We start from the raw sequence: 24,433 nt of genomic DNA, 5'->3' as shown, positions 1-24,433 counted from the left end.
GTCAGGCGCGTTCCTGCACGCACACCCACGGCGATACGACGACCGCCCACAGCTCCGGGTTGCGTGCCGCGTAGTCGCTGGCGGTTTCGGCCGGCATGCGGGCCACCAGGCCGGCGGACAGCCAGCGCGTGACCTGTTCGGCGTCGTCGCCGGCGATCGCTTCCGCGACGCTGACGAGATCGAGGTCGCGCGCGACGGCGAGCAGCTTGCCCTGCGCGAAGAAGCGCTCGAGATCGCACCAGTCGATCTTGGCGGTCTCGCCGAGGAGTTTGGCGTAGAGCGGGCTATGCGACGCGCCCGCGGCGGATTCGTGTTGGGAAGACATCGGTTTCTTGGAAAGACTGCGTGTGCGCCACTATAAACCATCCGGCCGGGCGGGCCGGGCGCGGCTCAAGCGTCGCGCAGCGCGCGGCGCACGATCTTGCCGGTCGCCGTCATCGGCAGGCTGTCGACGAACGCGATCGCGCGCGGGTATTCGTGCGCGGCGAGGCGCGTACGTACGTGCGCCTGCAGCGCCTGCACGAGCGCGTCGTCGCCGGCATGGCCGGGATTCAGCACGACGAACGCCTTGACGATCTCGGTGCGCGTCGGATCGGGCACGCCGACGACGGCGGCCATCCGCACGGCCGGATGCGTGAGCAGGCAGTCCTCGATCGGGCCGGGGCCGATCCGGTAGCCGGCGCTCGTGATCACATCGTCGTCGCGGCCGACGAAGCGCACGAAGCCGTCGGCGTCAATCATGCCGGTGTCGCCGGTCAGCAGGTAGTCGCCCGCGAACTTGTCGCGGGTCGCAGCGGGATTGCGCCAGTATTCGAGAAACATCACCGGATCGGGACGGTGCACCGCGATGTGTCCTTCGGTGCCGGGCGGCAGCGGCGTGCCATGTGCATCGACGATCGCGACGGCGTGACCGGGCACGGCCTTGCCGATCGCGCCCGGCTGTGCGTCGAACAGCGCCGCGCACGACGACAGCACCATGTTGCATTCGGTTTGCCCGTAGAACTCGTTGATCGTGACGCCGAGCGCGTCGCGTCCCCACGCGGTCAGCTCGGTACCGAGCGATTCGCCGCCGCTCGCGACCGATTTCAGCGACAGCGCGTAGCGTTCGCGCGGCCGCTCGACGGTGCGCATCAGTTTCAGCGCGGTCGGCGGCAGGAACGCGTGCGTGACGCCGTGCCGCGCCATCAGCGCGAATGCCGCGTCGCCGTCGAACTTCTCGAAGCGGCGTGCCAGCACGGGCACGCCGTGATGCCAGGACGGCAGCAGCACGTCGAGCAGGCCGCCGATCCACGCCCAGTCGGCGGGTGTCCAGAACAGCCGCGCGTCGCGCGGGAAGCATTGCTGCGACATTTCGACGCCGGGCAGGTGGCCGGGCAGTACGCGGTGCGCGTGCAGCGCGCCTTTCGGTTTGCCGGTCGTGCCGGATGTGTAGATGATCAGCGCCGGATCGTCGGCGGCCGTGTCGGCCGGGACGAAGTCGGCCGATTCCGCGGCGAGCGCTGCGTCGTAGCGCAGCACGTCGGGTGTGTCGGGCGCATCGTCGCCGACGCAGTAGCAGGTGCGCAGTGCGGGCAGTTGCGGGCGCAACGGCGCGATTTTCGCGTAGCCGGCTGCGTCGGTGACGAGTGCGGCGGCTTCGCTGTTCGCGAGGCGGTATTCGAGCGCGTCGGCGCCGAACAGCGTGAAAAGCGGCACGGCGATCGCGCCGAGCTTGTACGCGGCGAGGTGGGCGATCGCCGTTTCCGGGCCTTGCGCGAGAAAGATGCCGATCCGGTCGCCGCGCCGCAGGCCGGCGCGCACGAAGCTGTTTGCGAGCCGGTTAGAGGCATCTCTCAGATCGTCGAACGTGAGACGCGTGACGTCGCCGTGCGCGGTTTCGTGGATCAGCGCGAGCCTGCCGCTGCCGTCCGCCCACTTGTCGCAGACGTCCACCGCGATGTTGTAGCGTGCCGGAACGGCCCACGCGAAGCGGGTGAGCAGGTCGTCGTAGCGTTCGGCGGCGGGCAGCATCGGGTGTCTCCTTGTCGTGTTGCAGGGCCTTCGATGCGTAGATTACATCGGCTTTTCATGCTGCCGAAACGACAAGCGCGTCTGATGATAGGGATTGTGCGGACTCGTCCGACGGGCCCGGTTCAGTGCACGATTCTGCGATGACGCATAAGATGATCACAAAACTGTAACGAGACCATGGATTTGCTTCTGATAGCTGCGGGGTTCAGCCTGTTCGGAATCGGGGTGCTGGTAGCGTTTGCACGCCACGTCGATCCGCTGTCCGGGCGTTTCACCGGACGTCTGCGCAAGCGCTGACTCAACTTTTCCGCCTCTCTTCGCGTCGACGCGCGATGCACACCGGCATCGCGTGTCGACGGCCGGTGCTCAGCGCGCCGGCAGGTAGCGTGCCGGATCGATCGACCGGCCGCCGTAGCGCAGCTCGAAATGCAGCGCGACGCGGTCGCTGTCGCTGTTGCCCATCTCGGCGATCGTCTGTCCCTGCGTGACCGACTGGCCTTCCTTCACGAGCAGCGCGCGATTATGCGCATACGCGGTCAGGTAATCGGCGTTGTGCTTGAGGATGATCAGGTTGCCGTAGCCGCGCAGCCCGTTGCCGGCATAGACGACGACACCCGGCGCGGCCGCCGCGACCGGCGTGCCCGCGGCGTTTGCGATGTCGATGCCCTTGGATTTCGAGCCGTCGAAGCTGCGGACCACGTTGCCGGGCGCCGGCCAGATCAGCGAGATGCTGGTGGCCGGCTTGACGGCCGATTCCACCGGCGCGGACGGTGCGGGGCGGCTGCGGCCCGCGGTGCCGGTGCCCGTGGTCGACGCCGTGGTCGTGCCGGGCGGCGGCGCGACGCGCAGCACCTGGCCGACCTCGATCGCATCCGGGTTCGTGATCTGGTTCCAGCGCACGATGCTCTGCACCGACTGGCGGTTGTCGCGCGCGATCTTGTAGAGCGTGTCGCCGCGCTCGACGCGATAGAAGCCGGGGCCGACGGGCGCGGAGCCGCACGCGACGAGCAGGGCGGCGCAGGCGGCCGCGATGAGTCGTTTCGTTGTTGTTCCGAACATTGAACCTCGCAAAACCCTGCCGCGGATCGCGCGGCAGGTGACACAAAAACGTCCGATTTTAACGGGTTCGACCCGCGTGCCGCAGTTTGGGTCCGTTGCGGGCCTCGTCGGGCGTCGGTTCGGCGTGCCGGCTTCAGTTCTCGAGCGGGCGCACGCGGATCCGCAGCGCGGCCGTTTCGGTCGCGCCCGGCGCGAGCCAGCGCAGCCCCAGCCCGTTGTGGATCGCGTCCGGCAGCCCGAGCCACGGCTCGACGCAATAGAAATCGGATTCCGGCTTTTCCGTCCAGGTCGTGACCGCGTACCACGGAATCGAGCCCGGGACGTCCAGCGCAATCTCGATCACGCGGCCGCGGCCCGGCATCTCGATGCGCACGGGGCTCGACGGCGTGCCGTCCAGGCAGTGGAAGCGGTCGAGGATCCGCGCTTCGTCGAGCGTGTAGCGGGCGTCGCCGCGTTCGGGCGCGCTGATCGAGCCGTCGGCGCGCTGCTCGCAGCGATGCGTCGGCGGCAGTTCCAGCGTCGTCGCCGCGCGCTCGTCGTGCGGTAGTGCGAAATAGAAATGATGACCCGCGTAGTAGGGCAGCGGTGTGCTGCCGAGATTGGTCGTGGTCAGTGCGACGTCGAGCGTGTGGGCGTCGGCGAGCCGGTAGCTGGCTTCGAAACGGAACTCGAACGGGTAGCCCGCGCGCAGCGCGTCGCTGGTTTCGAGCGTCATCGCGATCGCCGCGCCGTCGGCCGACGGCTGCGCCGCGAACGGCAGGTCGCGCGCGAAGCCGTGCATCGGCAGGTCGCGGACCACGCCATCGGCATCGCGCCAGCGGCCGAGTTCGCCGTCGACGCGATGGCGCCCGAGGAACGGAAACAGCAGCGGATTGCCGCCGCGCACGCGCGCGACGTTGCTCCAGTCTGCGGTGTCGGGCCAGAAGATGACGGGTTCGCCGTCGATGTGCCACGACAGCAGACGACCGCCGAATTGCGGGGCGACCCGGACAACGGACGGGCCGGCATGGAGTTCTTGAATCTCGTGTTGCTGGAAGATCGGCATGGCGAATCGAAATGAACGGGTGGGCGGATGCGCGACGGCGCGCTCCATTATCGGGCGCGACGCGGTCGGGGAAAACCCTTCTCGGGAAATTGCGAGTTTTGGCGGGTATCTATCGTCGGGATAATGCCTCTAAACCGGTGATATTGCCGGGTCATGACACTTCGAGGAGGCGCCATGGATCTGGCAATGGCAATGGGAATCGCGCTGTTCGGCATGTTCACCGGCAGTACGGTATTGTTTTTCTATCAGCTCGGTCGCTGACGGCAATTTCTGCCGGATTCGAAAGGCCCGCCATGCAAATGGCGGGCCTTTTGCTTTCCGATCGCTTACAAGTTGCAAGCGTTTGTGTGCATTGCCGCAATTGCCAGTCAAATGCCTTGGCGCAGTAATCATGGCTGGGCATAATCAGGGCGCGTTTTTGCGGACGCGCATCGCGTCGTCCGTCACTTCTTCCCGCTTAATTTCCATTCAAAGGACCGACGCGTGAGTCTCTGGTTTCTGGTATTCCTGAGCGTCCTGCAGGGCGTGACCGAACTCTTCCCCGTCAGCAGTCTCGGCCATACGTTGCTCGTGCCGGCGCTGTTCGGCATGCATATCGACAAGCATGCGCCGCAGTTGCTGCCGTTCCTTGTTGCGCTGCACCTCGGCACCGCGCTGGCGCTGCTGTGGTATTTCCGCGCGCGCTGGATCGCGCTGATCGGCGGTTTTTTCGCGCAGCTCGGCGGCCGCAAGAACGACGACGGCCATCTGATGTGGGCGTTGATCATCGGCACGATTCCGACGGGCATCGTCGGCCTGGTGCTCGAGAAGCGCATCGAGCACGTGTTCCATGATCTGCGGATCGTCGCGGCCGCGCTGATCGTCAATGGCGTGCTGCTTTGGATCGGCGATCGCATCCAGCGCAGCCGCGCGCATCAGCCGCCCGAGAAGATGACGTTCAAGCAGGCGTTCTTCGTGGGTCTCGCGCAGATCGGCGCGCTGATCCCGGGCTTTTCGCGCAGCGGGCTGACGATGATCGCCGGCAATGCGGCCGGGCTGACGGCGGAGAAGGCGGCGGAGTTTTCGTTCCTGCTCGGCACGCCGATCATCTTCGCGGCGGGCGTGCTCGAACTGCCGAAGCTGTTCCATGCGCGCGACCAGCTCGCCGACGCGCTGCTCGGCGGCGTGCTGACGGCGATCGCCGCGTACCTGAGCGTGCGGTTCCTGATGCGCTATTTCGAAGGGCGCGGCCGGCTGGCGTCGTTCGGCCTGTATTGCGTGATCGCCGGCGTGTTCTGCCTGGGCTGGTTCATGCTGCATGCGCAGCCCGTGTAAGGCCGCAGGCGCCGGTCTTGCGTGATTCGACGCGATGATCGGGTATAATTTCGGGCTCGGCTTCAGGCCGGGCCCGTTTCGTTTCTGGTTGCGTCGCGTCGGTTTCGTACCGGCGGCGGTGATCGGAGCCGGGTCCGGGTTGCTGGCGCCGTGTCTTTTTCCCTCGACCGCCCTTAGCTCAGTTGGATAGAGCAACGGCCTTCTAAGCCGTAGGTCACACGTTCGAATCGTGTAGGGCGGGCCAGTTATTCCTGAAAAATCAACGGGTTACGTCCAATCGGAATCCGGCGGATTCAAGGCCCAATCACAGATCAGTGTGACTGGGGTGTGACTGGATTCTATCGCCTAACTTTGCCCAGTGCTGGTCCCGCGCTTGCAGAATTCAACGGTCGGGCGACATAGCTATGGAGATGTAAAGGGACGCTACAGAAGCTTGCGCAGAAAAATCTGCTTCGGTAGTCTTGACAACGCATAAAAAGAGGGCTCTGACCGGCCAGGGTCAAAGCCCCCAACTTGTAATCGCTAGCTGATGGAGTTCGCCAACTCCTTGTTGTGAGTTTTCTCAGCGAGATTGACTATGGCGGGGGCATTATGCTCCTCCTTTGGGTTGTTGAGAAAACTGGTGGAGCCAGTCGGAATCGAACCGGCGCACGGTAGGTCCAAAGTCTCCCGCGTCGTACCCAACGATGGCCCCATTTATCACAGCAGATCGTCCACACTGCTCGGACCCTCAAGGATTTGTCCTTGGGGGTCTTTTTCTTTCTGCTCTACCAGCACATAGCCGCCTTTTTCTCGGTCAGAGGCGAAACGCTCGTCCTTGCTAAGCACAGACGATACGTAAGAAATTCGCGCACTCTTGTCCTTGTCCGGGCTCACCAAATTGCCTAGGCCATTCGCATCCATCAATTCGAGTACACCTCGGGCGGTCTGCGGACCGTGCCGTCTGATGATCTCGATTGCTTCCTTGGCGATAGCGTGGGCTTTGTTTCCCTGCGCCAAATTAACCAAGGCCCTCGTTGCCGCGTCAGCGGGGATAGGCCATTCAGCAGTAACGACCCTCGCGTTACGTAGGGCGTTGGAGGTACTTTGGAGGCGGGCTGCGACCTTGAAGAATCCTTCGAGGTCACGCAATTCCGCGTCGATCTTATCGATCGTTTCCATAAGTTGCTCCCGCTGCTTTTGGAGCGTGCTACGCCGGCCCTCGGCTTTCTCAAGAATGTCCATCTGCAGACCTCCGCACATCAATTTCTCAAAATCATAACAGAATGGATGTGTCAAGCAATAGGCGATTTACAGAATCCTGTGTTTCTGTCCAGTATTACGTGTCGCTCGCGTTTACGTAGTGGGTTACAATGGTTGAAACTTTGGAGAGCGCATGAAATACGACCCTAATTCATCAATCCGCAGCCAACGTGAAAATATGCAGGCGTATCAACTCCGTTTGCCGAAGGATGTGATCCGCGACCTGCAGATTCTGCGAGTGTTTGCGAGCGTAAAGGTATCGGAGGAACTGCGCGAATTGGTTTGCGGCTACGTCGAAAGTAAGCGGAGTCTCATCCAGCAGGCGGCCAAGGCTGCGGCAGGTTCCGATGAGGAGTAACGGACGGTAGCAGAAGGGGAGGAGCAGCAAACCGCAGCGCAAGCCATCTGCTACCGTGCATGGAGCATTCTGCAAAAAGGCGTTGCGTAGTGGTTTTGTGGTGTATATGATTGCAGAAAAGCGGGAGCAAAGTCACTCGTAGTTGTGCGTTTCGAAGCCTGCGTAGTGGTTTTTGTTTGTACGAAGTTGTGATTTTACGTCAGTCGAACGAATCCAGGAGCAGCGATGAGGACCAGTAGGACTGTAGTTGAGGCAGCAGAGATCGAGGCCCTGGCCGCGATTGGACGGGAATGGCGCGAAAGACTGCTGAAGCAGTACGAGGCAGTCGGGACCAGCGCGACCAATTCAAGACTTCACGCCACGCGGTGCGCACATGGGCCATTCCACGATATAAAACACCACACAGCTAAGGAGAGCTATCTCGCCTAGACGGCGAATCCCACGATACGAAATACCCCTGAGCTAAGGAGAGTCCTCCTGTATTTCGCAATATAAAACAGGGCCTAGCTTAGAAGATCGCATGAGGTTCGGTCCTCCAAATTTCACGATATAAAATAGGACGCAGCTTCGGAGAGGAAGAACCCCACCCCATGGGTAGGCATGCCCGATGATGCCCCGGGTACGTGCAAGGCGAACCATTTCTGCATAGTCGCTCGGCTGGTTTCTTTGTCATACCTTCGAAGGAGAAGAATTGCATACAGGACTTATTCCAGATAAGCCATATATTAAGGATAGCGTATTGACTGTTCGGATAACGCCGACGCTGCGCCGTGATCTGCGTAAGTTGGCCGCCGCGCGCGATGCGAGTGTTAGCGCAGTGGTGAAAGCCGCTCTTACGCACTATCTCGAACACGGCCAGAGAATCGCGCATTGACCGTCGGGCTGCAAATCTGGGACCAACAAGGCCGTATTGCTCTGGATGCGACTACGCGCGCAGGGCGGGTTAGCGGTGTCGTCCGAATTCATCCACCAGGAACGAAGGATGTGCAATGGATCGCGGGTGAAGCCGGTTCTGTTGCGGCGAACCTATCGGGAGGTATGAACCGCACCGGGAATCGTGGAGGCTGGTTGGTTTAAGTTAATGCGGACACGTCAGCGGTATTTCTGAGTTGTCTGTAGTAGTTTGCCTCAGCTTCAGCGGGCGGGATATAGCCGAGCGGTTCCATCAGCCGATGATGGTTATACCAGGCGACCCATTCCAGCGTTGCCAGTTCGACGGATTCCCTTGTTTTCCAAGGGGCGCGCCGATGAATCAGTTCCGTCTTGTACAGGCCGTTGATCGTTTCGGCCAGCGCATTGTCGTAGCTGTCGCCCCGGCTGCCGACCGACGGCTCGATGCCGGCCTCAGCCAGCCGTTCGCTGTAGCGAATGCTGACGTATTGGGCCCCTCTATCGGAGTGGTGTATCAAAGTCCCGTCCTCGCCCGGTTGGCGGGCGTACAGCGCTTGTTCAAGTGCATCCAGAACAAAGTCCGTGGTCATCGACGAGCTGACGCGCCAGCCAACAATACGGCGGGCGAACACGTCGATCACGAATGCCACGTACAGCCAGCCTTGCCATGTCGAGACATACGTAAAATCCGACACCCAGAGCTGATTCGGTCGGTCAGCCTTGAACTGCCGGTTGACTCGGTCCAGCGGGCGCGGCGCGCTCACATCGGCAATCGTCGTGCGAACACGCTTACCGCGAACTGCGCCACGCAAGCCCTGCAGCTTCATCAACCGTTCGACCGTGCAGCGTGCCACCGCAATGCCTTCCCGGTTCATCTGCTTCCAGACCTTCGGCACGCCGTAGACCTGCATGTTGGCCTGCCAGACACGCTTGATCTCCGGTTGCAAAAGCTCATCGCGTTTCGCGCGGGTGCAGCGTTTCGACGGATCGCGAAGTTGTGCTGCATGGCGTCGGTAGCCCGACGGGGCAATCCGCAAGACCTTGCAGATCGGCTCGACCCCGAAGGTGTCGCGATGCTGATCAATGAAGGCCTTCAGGATTTGAAACGGCGGTCGAGCTCCGCCTGGGCGAAAAACGCGCTCGCCAGTTTGAGAATCTCGTTGGTCCGGCGCAGTTCCTTGACCTCGCGCTCCAAGGCTTTGATGCGTTCACGCTCGGCCGTACTCACACCATCGCGCTCTCCACGGTCAACCTCGTCGCGCTTAACCCAATCCAACAGCGTCTGCGGCGTGCAGCCGATCATCGGCGCAATCGATTCGACTGCCGCCCACATCGACGGATGCTCGCTACGCTGCTCGCGTACCAGGCGCACTGCGCGCTCTCGGACTTCCGGGGAAAACTTGCTTGGCTTTTTGTTCATGGCTCCATTCTCTCAAGAGTTGGAGCCTCCACAAAACTCGGGGCGGTTCATACATCAGTGCGATGAAGAGGCGACCCGCAAAGAGAAGATAGTCGGTCATGGGCTCGTTCACATTGGATATGAACCTGGAGGAAATCGACGACGTCCGGTAGCTTGTGGCCCGATTGTCGCGGTGATGCGACGTCACGCTTGCGCCCGTCGGGCTACCCGAGGGGCGCAAGCGGACGCTGCGATAACAGCTGGGCTAGATCAGCTCTTGTCGTACGAGAACTGGATGCCGGCCGTGCCGCCGGTTTCGATGAACAGGTTCATGAACGCCGGGACGGTTGCGCTGCGCGCCCAGTCGCGTTGAAGCTCGCAGAACAGTTGCGCAACGCTGATCATCTGGCCGCCGGCCTGCTCGATGCGGCGCAGCGCGGCTTCGTGCGCGGCGACCGACGTGCCACCGACCGCGTCGACGACCACGTACACCTCGTAGCCAGCTTTCAGCGCGTCGAGCGCCGGGAACGTCAGGCACGCTTCGGTCCACAGCGCGGTCATGATGAGTTTCTTGCGGCCGGTCGCCTCGACGGCCTGGCGAAACTCGACGTCTTCCCACGAGTTGATGGTCGTGCGGTCGTAGGTCGGATAGCCTTCGAGTGCCGCGCGCAGTTGCGGGATCGGCGGTTTGTTCAGCCCGGTTTTAACGTTGACGGTCGAGTGGACGATCGGAAGGCCGTATGCAACCGCTGCCTTCGATGCGCCGACGATGTTGTTGATCAGCAGCTGGCGATCCATCGACGCGATCGAGTTCACCTGAACCGGCTGGTAATCGATGACGATGAACGCCGCGTTCTGCGGGGTGAGCAGGTGGTCGTTCGCGGGGTCGCGAATCGGTTCGCTTGCCATGGTTCTCTCCAGATCAGGGTGGTGGGAGGCTGGGAATAACGATCGCGCTGCTCCGTGGTGCGGGCGCGATGCGGTTCCGCTGTCGTGCCGCGCCGCGACGATCGAGGGGTGTCGTTGTGCGACATCGATGCGCTCTGCAGCCGGCGAGAGTCGTCAGCTTATGCGATTCGCGCGGCGGTGCGTAGCGCGCACGGGCAGAACATAGTGTTCTCGTTCATCGAACGGCATGTGCGCGCGAACGGGGGCAGCATGTCGCTACCATGAGCGACATGATCGGGATCACTGAATGGGTGTGAAGGTGACGGTCGAGGCGAATACTGCGCTCAACCGGTCCGCCTCCACGGAGGAGATCAGAGGCGCGGGTTGTGGGGCTGCGGGTGCGGTGACGAGCGAAATGTGTGGCCTAGCGTTGCGAGCGGGTCTTGCCGGCGAACCGTGGAGCGGGGGCCGATGCCGCACCCTCTACGGGCGTCGCATCTTCCAGCACAAGCTGCGCGGTGACGGCGAAGTGCTGACGCAGCAGCGCGCATGCGCGGTCGCCGTCGCGAGCGAGTACGGCCTTCACGATCTCCTCGTGTTCGCGGCCGACATCGCGCTCGCCAGCATGCTGGCTGCGCAGTGACTGATGCCGGTAGCGCGCGGTCTGTGTGCGCAGCGTCGCCGCGAAGTGCTTGAGCCACTTCGAGCGGCAACCGGCCAGCAGCGTCGCGTGAAAATGATCGTGCGCACGTTCCCAGTCGGGGTTCATTCGAGGTGGCTCGTCAACGACGGTCGGCAGGCTGTTCACCAGGTGGAACGCGGCGAGCACGGACGCTTCCCATTCGAGGTTGCCGCTCTCGATCGCGTCGCGCAGCGCTTCGGATTCGATGCATTGCCGCACCGAGGTGATGTCCTCGAGGTCCGCGCGGGACACGGGCGTCACGCGAAAGCCGCGCTGGTCCTCCGCTTCGACGAAGCCGCTCATCGCAAGCCGTGAAACAGCCTCGCGCAGCGGAATTACGCCGGCCTGGTAGCGGTCGGCTAACTCTCGGATCTTCAGCTTGGAACCGGGCGCGAGTGTGCCCGATACGATGTCCCGAAGAATGGTGTCGGCCAGTACCGACGCCATGGTTCGCGAGCCGCCGGCCGCTGCGTCGTCAAACGTCATGTCCACGAATGTTTTCCTCCAGATGGCCAAATTATATGCATAACCCACAGAAATATGCGAATACTAGGGTAAACATGCAAAGACGAAAATATATATATTTTCTAAATTTGTATCTAAATCGCAGCCAGCCCGGCGGCGACCCCTTGATCTGGAGATGTCATGCGTTACGTGAATTTTTCGCCCGATGGCCGCAAACGGATGCTCGGTGTGCAGCGCGACTCCACCATCGTGTCGCTCGGCGATGCGACGCTCGAACATTTGCTCGCGAGCGGTATCGACCTGGCCAGCTTCCCCGACCGGCAGGCATCGGCCGGCCCGACCTTCCACGTCGACGAGGTGACGTGGCTGCCGCCGCTCACACGGCCCGGCAAAATCATCTGCGTCGGGTTGAACTACGCCGACCACACGAAGGAAAGCCCGTACGAACAGCCTTCCTATCCGACCCTGTTCCCGCGCTTCACGACGAGCCTGATCGGCCACGGTGCGCCGATGATCCGGCCGCGCGTGTCCGATTCGCTGGACTTCGAGGGCGAGCTGGCCGTCGTGCTGAAAAGCGGCGGCCGTCACGTGCCGAAGGCACGCGCGCTCGATTGCGTGGCCGGCTACTCGGTGTTCAACGACGGTTCGGTGCGCGAGTACCAGTTCAAGGCGCCGCAATGGACGGTCGGCAAGAACTTCGACGGCACCGGCGCGTTCGGCCCGGCGCTCGTGACCGCCGACGAGCTGCCGGCGGGCGGCGCCGGCCTGCGGCTGGAAACGCGGCTGAACGGCAAGATCGTGCAGTCGGCGAACACGAGCGACATGCTGTTCGACGTCGCGACGCTGATCTCGATCGTCAGCGAGGCGATCACGCTGGAAGCGGGCGACGTGATCGTCAGCGGCACGCCGGCCGGCATCGGTTGGGCGCGCGACCCGAAGCTGATCATGCGCGACGGCGACGTATGCGAGGTCGAGATCGAAGGGCTCGGCATCCTGTGCAATCCCGTGCGCGACGAAGACGCGGCGCAATGAACGCCGGCTGTTGAACGCATCCATCAAGAGGCTGAGGAAGACATGAGACAGATTCGAGTTCCGGTGTTGGTGGTCGGCGCAGGGCCGGCTGGGCTGACAACTGCGGCGCTGCTTGCGAAGTACGGCGTCGAGGTGCTGGCAATCACGCGCTATCCGGGCACCGCTCACTCGCCGCGTGCGCACATCACGAACCAGCGCACCGTCGAGGTGTTCCGCGATCTCGGCATCGAGGAGCGCGTGCGCGCACTCGCGACGCCGAATGAGCTGATGACCAACAACGTGTGGGCGACCAGCTTCGCGGGTCGCGAGATCGCGCGGCTGCAAACTTGGGGGACCGGTACGCGGCGTAAGGCCGACTACGAGGCGGCCAGCCCGTCGCAGATGTGCAATGCGCCGCAACATCTGCTTGAGCCGGTGATCCTCGGCGCGGCGCGCGAGTACGGTGCGCGCATCCTGTTCAACACCGAACTCGTGTCGATTCGCCAGACCGACGACGCGGTGATCGCGCAGCTCGTCGACGTCGTGACGCGCGAGGAAATCGAGGTGATCGCCGATTACGCGGTCGGCGCGGACGGCGCGCAAAGCCTCGTGGTCAAGCAGCTCGGCTTCGAGCTCGACGGCGAAATGGGGCTCGGCTGCGCGGTGAACTGCTGGCTCGAGGTCGACCTCGAGAAATACACCGCGCACCGCCCGGGCGTGCTGTACTGGATGAGCCAGCCGGGCAGCGACTACTGGGTCGGCAGCGGCACGTACATTTGCGTGCGGCCTTGGAACGAATGGGTGCTGCTGTTCATGTACAACCCGAAGGACGGCGAGCCTGACCTGAGCCACGACGCGGTGATCGCAAGGGCCCGCGCGACGATCGGCGACCCCGACATCCCGATCCGCGTGAAGGCCGTGTCGAAATGGACGATCAACCGGATGGTCGCCCGCACGATGGTGAAAGGCCGCATTGCGATTGCCGGCGACGCCGCGCACCGCCATCCGCCGGCAAACGGCCTCGGCTCGAATACGTCAGTCCAGGATGCGTTCAATCTCGCATGGAAGCTTGCGTTGATCGTGCAGGGCAAGGCATCGCCCGCGCTGTTGCAGACCTATTCGGACGAACGTCAGCCGGTCGCCGAGACGGTCGTGAATCGTGCGTTCAAATCGGTTGGCGAGATGCTACCGATCGCGAAAGCGCTCGGCTTCACGGAAGGGCAAAGCGCGGAACAGGGCTGGGCCTCACTCGACGGGCTGTTCGCGGAGGACGAGACCGGCCGCAAGCGCCGCAAAGCGCTCGCCGACGCGGTCGAGCTGCAGAACTACCAGTTCAACTGCCACGGCGTCGAGCTCGGGCAGCACTATACGTCAGCGGCGATCGTGCGCGACGGTGCGACATTCCCGGTTCCGTTGCGCGACCCCGAGCTTTACTATCATCCGACGACAACACCGGGCGCGACGATTCCGCATGCGTGGATCCAGCACGACGGTGAGCAGGTGTCGACGCTCGACCTCGTCGGCCGCGGCGCGTTCACGGTGCTCACGGGCGCTGGCGGCCACGCATGGCTCGACGCGGCGAAGCGCGTCGGCGACGAATTCGGGATCGAGATCCGCGCGGTATCGATCGCGCACGGCACGCCGACGTTCGACATCTATGGCGATTGGGCGCGGCAGCGCGAGATCGAGGATCACGGCTGCGTGCTGGTGCGGCCCGACCGCTTCGTCGCATGGCGTTCGGAAGCACTGGCCGACGATCCGGCTGGCGCGCTGCGTCGCGTGCTATCGCGGATTCTTGGCCGCGCGACGCACGCGAAGGTTGACACGGCTGTGCTGGCCGAAGCGTAACGGAGACCGGCATGACGACTGCGACGACCACAACGACCGGTGCAAACCTCAAGCGGGCCCCGGTCGGAATCCACAGCATCGACCATTTCGCACTCGACGTGCCGGGGCTCGCGGACGCCCGTCGCTTCTTGACGGCGTTCGGCTTCGATATCGAGGAGGCCGGACACGAACTGCGGCTGCGCACCGAACCTGGCGGCCATATATGGGCGACGCTGCGCGAGGGCCCGCGCAAGCGGCTGGCGTACCTGTCGCTGAATTGCTTCGCCGACGATTTCGCGCCGCTGCGCGCTCAGATTCTCGGCGCGGGCGGGCGCGCGGCTGCTGCACCGCAAGGGCATGCGCCGGTCGACGGCTTCTGGTTCGAGGATTTGGACGGCAACCTGTTGCACCTGAGCACCGGCGCGAAGACGACACCCGGATGCAAACCGGCGCCGCCGCGCACGGGCGGCATCCGCCCGCAGCGCGGCGCACTGTTTCGCGGCGACGCCCCGATCGTGCATCCGGCGCGGCTGTCGCACGTACTGATGTTCACGCCGGACATCGGTCGCGCGATCGCGTTCTATGAAGCGGCGCTCGGCCTGCGCCTGTCGGACGGCGCCGCGGGCATCGTCGCGTTCCTGCATGCACGCCACGGCAGCGACCATCATCTGATCGCGTTCGCGCAGGGCACCGCGAAAGGCTGGCATCACAGCGCATGGGACGTGCCGGCCGTCGACGACGTCGGGCTCGGCAAGATGCAGATGCAGAGGGCTGGTTACGTGGAAGGCTGGGGTGTCGGGCGGCACGTGCTGGGCTCGAATTACTTCCAGTACGTGCGCGACCCGTGGGGCTCGTTCTGGGAGTATTCAGCCGACATCGACTATGTTGGCGCGGGCGTCGATTGGCCGGCGGGCGATCACCCGCCAGAGGACTCGCTGTACCTCTGGGGCCCCGACGTGCCAGGCTACTTTTTTGAGAATACCGAAGCCGGCTGATCGTCCTACCGCATGCGGCCGGCTTGCGCAGGCGTGCGCGAACACGCTACTCCTAACAGGCCCGGACTAGTCGATGATAGTGTTTACTGCATTTTTTCAATTTCTTTGAACCGAAAAGCGGTGTGTTTACGTTGCGATTGCACGTGAAAAGTAAAAAAGAGGCGATGGATCTGCGGGTGACATCCAGCAGATCCATCGAAATCAAGGTCTACGATGGTTGCTTCCCGGCCCGGCAGCTGTCAACCCATTCCCATGCCATGTCGGACCGGATGATCGCATCGGGACCGTTCTCGGCTACGAAATTCTTCTGCCATTTTTGCGTGCACGCATTATCTTCGGTCGGCACGCGTTTCGATCCTCGGTAGAAGCCGACGAAGAAGGCGACGTAGGTGCTGCTGCGTTGTTGCCGACAGGCGGGAAGCGTTGCTCGCATTCCGTTGACTACCTAGCTTTTTGCTGACCAGTGACGTCGATCGGATCCGGTGGTGTGAAGTTTCGAAGTTCTCGGATACAAGATCTCAGCTGTTTGTCGCACGTCAGCGTCCATCTACACCCGCGAACTCTCCAGCTTCTCCACTCACCCCCCGCGACCCACCTCGTCGATCCTCAGCAGCCGGCCGGCGTTCGCAATCACGACGAACGTGCCGACGTTGTGCAGGATCGCGGCCCACACCGCGCCGAGCACGCCGGTCGCGGCCAGCGCGATCACGGCGAGCGTCCACGCGAGCCCGATCGCCGCATTGATCGTCGCCGTGCGTCGGCAGCGCCGGCCGAGCCGGATGCAGGTCGGAATGCGCCGCAGTTCGTCGCCCAGCAGCACGACGTCGGCCGACGCGACCGCGATATCGACGCCATGCTCGCCCATCGCGATGCTGGTCGAGCCGGCCTTGATCGCCAGCAAGTCGTTCAGCCCGTCGCCGACGACGAGCGGATGCAGGCCGGCGCCGATCTCGCGCATCACGTAGTCGAGCTTGTCGTGCGGCAAGGCCTGCGCGATCACCGTGTCGATGCCGGTCTCGGCCGCGACCTTGCGCGCGACGCGCTCGAGGTCGCCCGTCAGCAGCGTCTGTCGCGCGACGCCCAGTGCACGCAACTCGACGAGCGCATCGTGTGCGTCGGGCCGCAGCGTATCGGCGAAGCCGAACCACGCGAGCAGCCGGCCGTCGAGCACGAGGCCGACCAGCGGCCCGTCGAAATCGTCGGGAGGCGGCGGCAATGCATCGGCATGCTCGGCGAGCAGTGCCGGCCGGCCCAGTACCGCGGTGCCGTCCGGCGTCTCGGCGACGACGCCGAGCCCGCGTAATTCACGGGTCCGTTCGAACGGCTCGATGGCGGCGCCTGCAAGACCGGACGCGATGGCATCGCGCACGAGCGCACGGCTCGCCGGGTGCGCGCTGCTCTCGCCGAGCCGCGCGGCCAGCACGCGTGCCCGTGCACCGTCGACGCCGGGCTGCAGCCACACCTGCCGGATCTGCAATTCACCGCGCGTGAGCGTGCCCGTCTTGTCGATCACGAGCGAGTCGACCTCGGCGATCTTGTCGAGGAACGCGGCATTGCGAAACAGGATGCCGTGCCGCGCGCCGACCGCGATGCCGGCGATCGCCGTAGACGGTGCCGCGAGCACCAGCGCACACGGGCATGCGGCCACGATGACCGCGAGCATCGCCGACGCGTTCGCGGACGTGAACCAGACGATCGCCGCGATCAGCAGCACCAGCGCGAGATAGGCGCCCATGTGCCGCTCGAGCACCTGCGTGACGGGCGGCTTCGCCTGTTCCGCGTGCTGCATCAGCGCGATGATCTTGCCGAGCGTCGAATCCTCGCCGGTATGCGTGACCTCGATGCGCAGCACGCCGTCGAGGTTCAGCGCACCGCCGTAGACGGCACTGCCTTCGTCGACGTCGAGCGGCACGGACTCGCCGGTGATCGGGCCGTTGTCGACGCTCGACGCGCCGGCATACACGATGCCGTCGACCGGAATGCGCGCACCGGCCACCACTTCGATCCGGTCGCCGGCGCGGAGCGCGTCGTAAGCGACTTCGGCGATGCTGCCGTCCGTGCCGATGCGGCGTACGCGGCCGGCCGTCAGCCGGCCGAGCGCACGGATCGCTTCCTGCGAGCCGAGCACGCTGCGCTCTTCGAGCGCGTGTCCGAACGTCATCACGATCGGCAGCAGCGCGGCCGTGGTCATGTCGCCGATCGCCCACGCGGCCAGCATCGCGAGTGCGATCAGGCGGTCGGTCACGCCATGCAGGCTCGGTGCGCGCAGGCTGTGCCACGCGCTCGCAAAGACGGGCCCCGCGACGATCAGCGATGCGAGCGCAGCGAGCATTTGCGCGAGCGTTTCGCCGCCGGCCGACAGCGTGCGCCACGCGAAAGACAGCACCAGCAGGCCGCCCGCGAGCAGCGCCAGCGCGATCTGCCGCGTGATCGTGCGCCGCTCGTCGGTGGACAGCGCGTAGATCGTCGCGGCGGCCGCAGCCGCGCTGGCGGGAGCGGTCGTGGTGTCCGGCCTCGTGGCCGGTTCGGCGAGCGGATTCAATGGGCGTTCCCGGGCAGGATCAGGTTCGAGGTATCGCGCGGATCGATCGTCGTCACGCGGCCGGCCTTCGACAGGATGCGTTGCATGCGATCGCGATAGAGCCGGGCCGGTAGGCCCGGATCGGCGTTATCGCGCAGCGTCGCTTCGAACTGGCGGATTTCCAGCGTGCTGGTCTGCGCCGCCGCGACGCGTTCGGCCGCGCGTGCCCGCGCGTCCTGGACGATCCGGTCGGCGTCCTGCTGCGCATCCTGCCGCCGCTGTTCGGCCGCGGTGCGCGCTTCGGCGATGGTGCGCTCGGCGAGCTGCAGCGACGTCAGTACCGAGTTGAACGCGTCGGCCGCCGCACCGGGAAACGCGGGCTGCACGTCGACGCGTGCGACTTCGATGCCGAGCCCCGTGTGCGCCGCGTCGAGCGCGCGCAGGTGCCGCGCGATCGCGTCGGCGAGATCGCCGCGCAGCCGTTCGCGACGCGCGGCCATCTGCCGGTCGGCGGCCAGCTGTTCGGGGCGCGCGACCAGGATCGCGTCGAGATCGCGCGTTGCCGCGACCTCGACGGCCGACGCGGACACGATTCGCTCGAGCGCGGCGTCGAGGCGGTCCCGCTGCAGCACATACGCGTACGGATCGCTGACGCGGTAGTAGAGCACCGCGTTCAACGCAACGGCGCCGCCGTCGCCGGTCAGCACGTAGCCGGAGCCGGCGAGCGCGTCGGGCAGCCGCGCGAGGCTCGACGCGGGCGGTACGAGCGCCCGCGGATCGCGGTCGAGCGACCGGATTTTCTGCTCGAGCACGCGCGCCGCGCCCGGCACGAGCAGCACCGACTCGAACGGCTGCGGCCACGCGATCACGAGCCCGGCGTCCTGCGTGCGCACGAACGCGCCGAAGCGCATCACGACCGCACGGCTGTCCGCCGGAATCCGCCGGATGTTCGAGCCGGCCCATGCACAGGCGGCGAGCACTGCGAGCGCTGCGACGAACCAGAACGACAGGCGCACAGCCTGCGCACCGGGCCCGAGCGGCGGTGCGGACGGGGCGTTCATCGTGCGGCCTTGTGCACTTTCGATGCCGGCCCGGCCGGGCCAGACGCGTCGGCCGGCCCCTGCACGAGCACGCGGAACGGCGCGGCATCGGTGCGCAGGATCAGGTTCGTATTGCTGCCGACTACCGCGTTCAGCGTGTCGAGCGAACGCAGCATCGTGTACAGATGCGGGTTGCCCGCATAACTCTTGCCATAGATGTCGGCCGCATCCTTGCGCGATTGTGCCTCGATGTCGGCCGCTTTCACGTTCGCATCGGCAAGCGCGATGCGGGCGTCGCGCTCGGCGTCGGAGCGGATCTGCGCGGCCTCGCGATTGCCGTCCGCGGTGCGCTGCGCGGCCACGGTCTCGCGTTCCGCGCTCATCCGGTCGACGGTCGCGGCAAGCGTGACGGCCGGCAGCGTGAGCCGCTCGAGCCCGACCTGCGCAACGCGCACGCCATAGGCCGCATAGAGCTGCGCGTCGATCTGCCGGCGCAGCGTGTCTTCGAATTCGCCGATCTTCACCTGCGCCGGATCGGTGTTCACGAGCGACGCGAGGTCGTATCCGGCCGACGTCGTCTGCAGCGCGGAGCCGACCAGCGAGCGGATCTGGCGCGCCGCTTCGTCCGGTTCGTTGCCGACTGCGCGCATGAAACGCCCGATGTCGCGCGCATCGGCCGGCACGCGCCATGCGACATAGGCCTCGACGATGATGCGCAGTCCGTCGCGGGTGCCGACGTCCTGCAGGCCGCTCGACGTCGTATGCAGGCGCAGGTCGACGGGCGTGACCGCATCGATCGGCGCGGGCAGGCGCCACGCCAGCCCCGGTTCGAGCAGCACGCGCACGGGGCGCCCGAAGCGCGTGATCACCGATGCCTCGCCGGCGCGCACCTGCACGAAGCTCGCGACCGCGAGCGCGACCAGCACGCACAGCAGCGCGACGGCGATGCGCAGGCGAAGCGCACCGGGCGGCGGCGATGCGCCGTGCGGCGCGTGATGGTGGTGGCCATGGCCGTGGTGCGCATGATCATGCGCGTGCGAATGAAACAGACTCACGATGTCACCCCGGATGCGGCGTCGCGCGCGTGTGGTGCGGCGGCACGGCCGGCCGCCGACTCGTGCCGCCCGCGCGGAAATTGCCGCGACATGTCAATGGATACCGGCCAGGTCGCCGGCCGGTGTGTTGCGAAGGTCGACGGTCGCCCGCGTGCCGTCGGCGAGACGATCGTCGATGATCGTCATGCGTGCATTGCGCAGGCCGCGCTGCAATCTGTCGAGGTAATACTCGAACGGAAACGCGGGGCCGCCGAGCCGGTATGCGATCAGGTCGGCATCGAAATCGATGCGCTGCACGCGTGCCGACGACAGCGTGTCGCCCGCCTGCGCTTCGGCCTGCGCGATGCGTGCGAGCGCCTGCTGCTGCGCGTTGCCGAGCAGGCCGGCCGCGAATCCGCGCGCCTGCGCGACGCTGCCCTGCGCGCGGATCTGCGCCGCCTGTACGTCGTGAAAGGCCGCCGCCGCGCCTGTCGGCGGGTGCACGCTCTCGATCACGACCGCGATCACGTCGACGCCGCTCTGCAGCCGGTCGAGCTGCTGCTGGATTGCGCGTTTCAGATGATCGGCCATCGCGGCCTGATTCGTCTCGAGCAGCGATTCGAGCGTATGCGACGCGAGGTAGTGCACCAGTTCGCGACTGGCGCTCATGCGTACCGTGCTTTCCGGGTCGATCGTGCGATAGAGCGCCGCACGGGCGTCGGCGTCGGTCGGGCCGAGGCGGTAGTCGACCCGCACGTCGGCGTTGACGATCTGGAAGTTCTGGCGATCGCCGTTCGCGCCGGCGATTACCTGGGTGGTTTCCCACGGATGCGGTGCATCCCACAGGCGGTTCAGGCGTTCGGGCGTCGGGCCGTCGGCCGGCACGGCGGGCGTATCGGCGCTGCCGTCGGTCGCGCTGCCCGCGATCGCGACCTGGTGCACGGCGCCGTTGTCGACGATGCGCGCGCGGCCGAACGGCCAGGGCAGCCCGACATGCAGGCCGGGCTGCCAGACCGCGACGGGTGCGCCGAAGCGCTCGTAGACCGCGCGTTGCTCCGGGTTCAGCACGACCATGGCGGTGAGCAGCCACGCGCATGCGACGGTGGCGCCGAGCGCGCCGGGCAGCAGCCGCACGAAGCTGCGCCAGCCCCAGCTTTGCCGCAGGTCGATGCCGTAACGGTGACGCAGTTCCGCGCCGAGCGACGCGAACGGCGACGGGCGCCGGCTCAGCAGGCCGGCGATCGCACTGGTCGGCACGATGGCGCCGCGCAGCACCGCAAACCACGACAGCACGCCGCGGATGGCCAGCTCGGCGGCGACGCCGGCGTTGAGCAGCGCAACGCCGTGCACGAGCCAGTCCGCCGCGCGGTGCTGGAACGCGAACCATGCCGCGGCTAGCGCGCCCGCGAGCGCGGTGACGAGCGCCACGCGCAGCACCTGCATGAGCGATGCGGAAACCGGCGAAGCGTTGGCCGCCGCCGCATGATGGCGTTCGGCGACGAGCGTGAGAAAGGCGAGGACGATACACGCCGCGCCGGCCGCGAGCGTCGGTTCGGGGGCGGCCGTCGCGCGGATCAGCGTGGCGGGCGGCGGCGCCTGCCAGGCGAGTGCGGCAATCGCGACGGAGAGCACGGCGCTTGCCGTGACGGCCCACGGCCGCCAGTCGATTGCGGCGACGATTGCCGGCCACGGGTGGTCGTGATGTTCCGCCTCCGGCTTGCGGCGGAACGCATCGCGCAGCGCGTCGACGAGCAGGGCGGCGGTGAATCCGTCCGGCGGGCGGCGGCGCGGGCGAGCGGCGAGCAGCACGCCGATCGCGACGACGAGCACGTTGCACCACGCGCTTGCGAGCGGCGCGCACCAGCGCAGATCGACAGGCAGGATGTCGACCGCGCTCAGCGTGCCGAGCCCGGCGACCAGCAATGCGGCGGCCCATGCAACCGGCACGAGGGCGTCGCGGCCGGCCGGGCTGTCGGGATTGTTCTCGCTGCCTTCCGCCTGTTGCCCCATCGGGGGTTCCTTACGTACGCGTTACAGGGTGCGCAGGTGTCTGCGCGAAATTCTGCGAGCGGCAATGTAGCGCGGCGGGCGGTGAAACTCAAGGTGCGTCAGCGGGAGCGAGGACGAACATGTGGTTCAGGAAGCGGCTGCCGAGCAGCCATGACTCGAGACCTCGGGGCGGTGGCCGGCTTCGTGTTCTGGCTGATGCACCGTTGGCAGCGATCCAGAGTTTGAATCGGCTTCCGGCGCCGATACCGGAAAGCAAAACGTCGTGCAAGGGCGGGGATGGTGCGTCGCCTGTCGTGGCGATCTCCCCGGCCCTGTCCTCCACAACAGTCAACTGATTTCGCGCCCCTTCGTTTCCGGCAACAGCAGCGCGGTGATCAGCACCACCAGATAAGCACCGCCCGCGAACATCCCGATCGCCATGCCGAGCCCGTATCCGTGCGCGAGATACCCGACGAGGCTCGGAAACAGTGCGCCGAGGCCGCGCCCGAAGTTGTACGCGAAGCCTTGCCCGTTGGCTCGCACCGCCGACGGAAACAGTTCGGTCAGGTAGGCGCCCATCCCGCTGAAGATCCCCGACGCCGCGAAGCCGAGCGGGAATCCGAGGATCAGCATCTGGTCGTTGGTGAGCCGCAGCTGCGTATACGCGTAGATGCTGATGCCCGACAGCATCGCGAAGATCAGCAGGTTCGCGCGGCGGCCGGCGCGGTCGGTCAGCCATGCACCGGTGAGATAGCCGGCGAACGAGCCGAGAATGATGACCAGCAGATAGCCGCCGGTGCCGACCACCGACAGATGACGCTCGGTTTTCAGGAACGTCGGCAGCCACGTGGTCACCGCGTAGTAGCCGCCCTGCACGCCGGTACACAGCAACGCGGTCAGCACCGTCGTCCTGAGTAGCGACGGCGAGAAGATCGCCCACATGGACGTGCGCTCGTCGCTCGCATCCTGCTGCTTGCGGGTGCGCTGGAATACCTCGGGTTCCGGCACGCCGCGGCGCATGTACAGGACCAGCAGCGCCGGCAGCGCACCGACCCAGAACAGCGCGCGCCACGCATAGTCTTCGGGCAGCCACGAAAACAGCACGGTATATACGATGGCCGCGATTCCCCAGCCGATCGACCAGGCACTCTGCACGGTGCCGACCGCTCGTCCGCGGAATTCGGTTCGCACGATTTCGCCCATCAGCACCGAGCCGACGGCCCATTCCCCGCCGAACCCGAGTCCTTGCAGCGCGCGCAGGACGAAGATCTGTTCGAAGTTCTGCGCGAAGCCGATGGCGACAGTGCACGCGGAAAACCACAGAATCGTCGCTTGCAGGATGCGTACGCGGCCGTAGCGGTCGGCGAGGATGCCGGCGATCCAGCCGCCGATCGCGGAGAACAGCAGCGTGACGGTGGCCAGCATGCCGGCCTGCGTGCTGTCGATCCTGAAGAGGGTGATCAGTGTGCTGATCACGAAGGTGAACACCATGAAATCGAGCGCGTCCATCGCCCAGCCGCCCGCCGCGGAAATGAAGGTCCGCTTTTCGGTGACGGACATCTCGCTGTACCAGCTCATCTTGTCTCCTTGAGTCACATGGCTCTGTTCGGCGGCCGGGCCGCACGGTTCATGGATTGCCTTGCGGGAAACCGTACAGGCGCGCCGGATTGTCGACGAGGATCCGGCGCCGGATCGCCGCGTCGGGCGCCCACTGGGCGAGCAGGTTGCGCAGATCGCCGGTATTGGGCATCCGGTCCGGTTCGAGCGATACGTGCGGCCAGTCGCTGCCCCAGACCATTCGGTCGGGCGCATCGGCGATCAGGGCCTGCGCGAACGGCGCGACGTCGTCGAAAGCCGGAAAGCGACGGCTGATCCGGTAAGCGCCGGACAGCTTGACCCAGAAGCCATGCCCGACCACCAGTTCGCGCAGCGCGGCAAAACCCGGCGAAGCCAGTCCGGCGTCGACCGGCGTGTGGCCCATGTGATCGACGATGCCGGTGATCGGCAGCCGCGTCATGCGCGGCATCAGTTCGGGCAGCGTCTTCACGTCCATCAGGAACTGCATGTGCCAGCCGAAATCCTTGATCCGGTGCGCGAGCGTTTCCATGGCGGCGAAACCGATGCCGCCGCCGAACAGCACGTTGATGCGCAGCCCGCGAACGCCGGCTTCGTGCATCGCCTCGAGTTCGCGGTCGCCGATCTCTGGCGATACCACGACGATGCCGCGCAGACGTTGCGGATGACGGCGCAGCGTCTGCAGCATGTAGCGGTTGTCGGTGCCGTGCACGCTGACCTGGACCAGCACGCCGTGGGTGCAGCCGACCGCGTCGAGCATCGCGAGGTACTGCTGCTCCGACGCCGGCGGCGGCGTGTAGCTGCGCTGCTCGACCAGCGGATAGTCGGGGCCGGTCGCAATCACGTGCGCGTGCGTGTCGACGGCGCCGACCGGCATCTCGAAGACGGGCGGAGCAACGTCGGGCAAAGGTGCGGCACAGTGAAAGCCGGCACCGGAGCGGGCGGATTCAGTCATCGTGATCTCCTCGAACGATCGGGGGCGGGGCGTCCGGCGGTCTGCCGGTCGGCATGGCGTCGGCGGCGGCCTGCGGGAAGCCGGAGTCGGTCGCGTCGATACGGCCTCGTGCCATGCCGGGTCTCCTGTCATT

At 65.6% G+C, this 24,433-nt stretch carries 19 protein-coding genes, 1 tRNA gene and 1 other annotated feature; of the genes, 6 read left to right on the top strand and 14 right to left on the bottom strand.

What is annotated here, in order from left to right:
- Window position 1: 1 nt before the first annotated feature.
- From BST28156_RS16600 to BST28156_RS16585, 4 genes are all read right to left on the bottom strand, one after another.
- Window positions 2-325, bottom strand: coding sequence for a DUF2288 domain-containing protein (locus BST28156_RS16600; protein ID WP_009688202.1), 324 nt, complete (start codon window positions 323-325; stop codon window positions 2-4).
- 65 nt (window positions 326-390) lie between these two features.
- A complete protein-coding gene (locus BST28156_RS16595; protein WP_174902793.1) occupies window positions 391-2,010 on the bottom strand; it encodes an acyl-CoA synthetase in 1,620 nt (539 codons plus the stop codon).
- Window positions 2,011-2,376: 366 nt separating this feature from the next.
- On the bottom strand, window positions 2,377-3,069 hold the full coding sequence (locus BST28156_RS16590) for a peptidoglycan DD-metalloendopeptidase family protein (RefSeq protein WP_060241799.1): 693 nt from the start codon (window positions 3,067-3,069) through the stop codon (window positions 2,377-2,379).
- Between the two features lie 133 nt (window positions 3,070-3,202).
- Window positions 3,203-4,114, bottom strand: coding sequence for an aldose epimerase family protein (locus tag BST28156_RS16585; RefSeq protein WP_174902792.1), 912 nt, complete (start codon window positions 4,112-4,114; stop codon window positions 3,203-3,205).
- Window positions 4,115-4,597: 483 nt separating this feature from the next.
- Between BST28156_RS16585 and BST28156_RS16580 the strand changes: the two genes are divergently transcribed.
- Window positions 4,598-5,428: an undecaprenyl-diphosphate phosphatase gene (locus BST28156_RS16580; protein WP_009688196.1), complete on the top strand. Its 831-nt coding sequence runs from the start codon at window positions 4,598-4,600 to the stop codon at window positions 5,426-5,428.
- A gap of 167 nt (window positions 5,429-5,595) precedes the next feature.
- Window positions 5,596-5,672, top strand: a tRNA-Arg gene (locus tag BST28156_RS16575).
- 455 nt (window positions 5,673-6,127) lie between these two features.
- On the opposite strand, the gene BST28156_RS16570 is transcribed toward BST28156_RS16575, so the two are convergent.
- Entirely contained in the window at window positions 6,128-6,652 is a 525-nt protein-coding gene (locus BST28156_RS16570; RefSeq protein WP_096472984.1) for a hypothetical protein, read from the bottom strand.
- Window positions 6,653-6,803: 151 nt separating this feature from the next.
- Between BST28156_RS16570 and BST28156_RS16565 the strand changes: the two genes are divergently transcribed.
- Window positions 6,804-7,028, top strand: coding sequence for a hypothetical protein (locus tag BST28156_RS16565; protein ID WP_174902791.1), 225 nt, complete (start codon window positions 6,804-6,806; stop codon window positions 7,026-7,028).
- Window positions 7,029-8,101: 1,073 nt separating this feature from the next.
- Here BST28156_RS16565 and BST28156_RS16555 read toward each other — a convergent pair.
- From BST28156_RS16555 to BST28156_RS16545, 3 genes are all read right to left on the bottom strand, one after another.
- Window positions 8,102-9,339 (bottom strand): IS3 family transposase gene (locus tag BST28156_RS16555; RefSeq protein ID WP_174902789.1). Its coding sequence is split into 2 segments (ribosomal slippage): window positions 8,102-9,048 and window positions 9,048-9,339, totalling 1,239 coding nucleotides; the frame shifts between segments, so codons are not numbered across the junction.
- Window positions 8,942-9,058: a sequence feature (AL1L pseudoknot), on the bottom strand. (Overlaps the previous gene by 117 nt.)
- A 249-nt stretch (window positions 9,340-9,588) precedes the next feature.
- Entirely contained in the window at window positions 9,589-10,227 is a 639-nt protein-coding gene (locus BST28156_RS16550; RefSeq protein WP_174902788.1) for a hydrolase, read from the bottom strand.
- A gap of 403 nt (window positions 10,228-10,630) precedes the next feature.
- Window positions 10,631-11,374 carry a GntR family transcriptional regulator gene (locus BST28156_RS16545; RefSeq protein WP_254596387.1) on the bottom strand — a complete coding sequence of 248 codons (744 nt, stop codon included), beginning with the start codon at window positions 11,372-11,374 and terminating at the stop codon, window positions 10,631-10,633.
- A gap of 159 nt (window positions 11,375-11,533) precedes the next feature.
- Here BST28156_RS16545 and BST28156_RS16540 point away from each other — a divergent pair, with 159 nt between their 5' ends.
- From BST28156_RS16540 to BST28156_RS16530, 3 genes are read left to right on the top strand one after another with little or no spacing between them, the layout of a single operon-like run.
- Window positions 11,534-12,385, top strand: coding sequence for a fumarylacetoacetate hydrolase family protein (locus BST28156_RS16540; protein WP_174902786.1), 852 nt, complete (start codon window positions 11,534-11,536; stop codon window positions 12,383-12,385).
- A gap of 42 nt (window positions 12,386-12,427) precedes the next feature.
- Window positions 12,428-14,212 carry an FAD-dependent monooxygenase gene (locus BST28156_RS16535; RefSeq protein WP_174902785.1) on the top strand — a complete coding sequence of 595 codons (1,785 nt, stop codon included), beginning with the start codon at window positions 12,428-12,430 and terminating at the stop codon, window positions 14,210-14,212.
- Window positions 14,213-14,223: 11 nt separating this feature from the next.
- Entirely contained in the window at window positions 14,224-15,186 is a 963-nt protein-coding gene (locus tag BST28156_RS16530) for a VOC family protein (RefSeq protein ID WP_174902784.1), read from the top strand.
- A 577-nt stretch (window positions 15,187-15,763) separates the two neighbouring features.
- Here the strand turns inward: BST28156_RS16530 and BST28156_RS16525 are convergent.
- The 6 genes from BST28156_RS16525 to BST28156_RS16500 form a co-directional block, all read right to left on the bottom strand.
- Window positions 15,764-17,728, bottom strand: coding sequence for a heavy metal translocating P-type ATPase (locus BST28156_RS16525; protein ID WP_174902783.1), 1,965 nt, complete (start codon window positions 17,726-17,728; stop codon window positions 15,764-15,766).
- Window positions 17,725-18,768, bottom strand: coding sequence for an SPFH domain-containing protein (locus tag BST28156_RS16520; RefSeq protein WP_059518456.1), 1,044 nt, complete (start codon window positions 18,766-18,768; stop codon window positions 17,725-17,727). The genes BST28156_RS16525 and BST28156_RS16520 overlap by 4 nt, the downstream gene beginning before the upstream one ends.
- Window positions 18,765-19,802, bottom strand: coding sequence for a protease modulator HflC (gene hflC / locus BST28156_RS16515; RefSeq protein WP_174902782.1), 1,038 nt, complete (start codon window positions 19,800-19,802; stop codon window positions 18,765-18,767). The genes BST28156_RS16520 and hflC overlap by 4 nt, the downstream gene beginning before the upstream one ends.
- A 93-nt stretch (window positions 19,803-19,895) precedes the next feature.
- Window positions 19,896-21,791: a protease modulator HflK gene (locus BST28156_RS16510; RefSeq protein ID WP_174902781.1), complete on the bottom strand. Its 1,896-nt coding sequence runs from the start codon at window positions 21,789-21,791 to the stop codon at window positions 19,896-19,898.
- Window positions 21,792-22,118: 327 nt separating this feature from the next.
- A complete protein-coding gene (locus BST28156_RS16505; RefSeq protein WP_174902780.1) occupies window positions 22,119-23,348 on the bottom strand; it encodes an MFS transporter in 1,230 nt (409 codons plus the stop codon).
- 49 nt (window positions 23,349-23,397) lie between these two features.
- A complete protein-coding gene (locus tag BST28156_RS16500; RefSeq protein WP_174902779.1) occupies window positions 23,398-24,300 on the bottom strand; it encodes an amidohydrolase family protein in 903 nt (300 codons plus the stop codon).
- Window positions 24,301-24,433: the final 133 nt, after the last annotated feature.

The organism is Burkholderia pseudomultivorans (assembly GCF_902499075.1).
Lineage (GTDB): Bacteria > Pseudomonadota > Gammaproteobacteria > Burkholderiales > Burkholderiaceae > Burkholderia > Burkholderia pseudomultivorans.
This window is presented reverse-complemented; position numbering and strand designations above follow the sequence as displayed.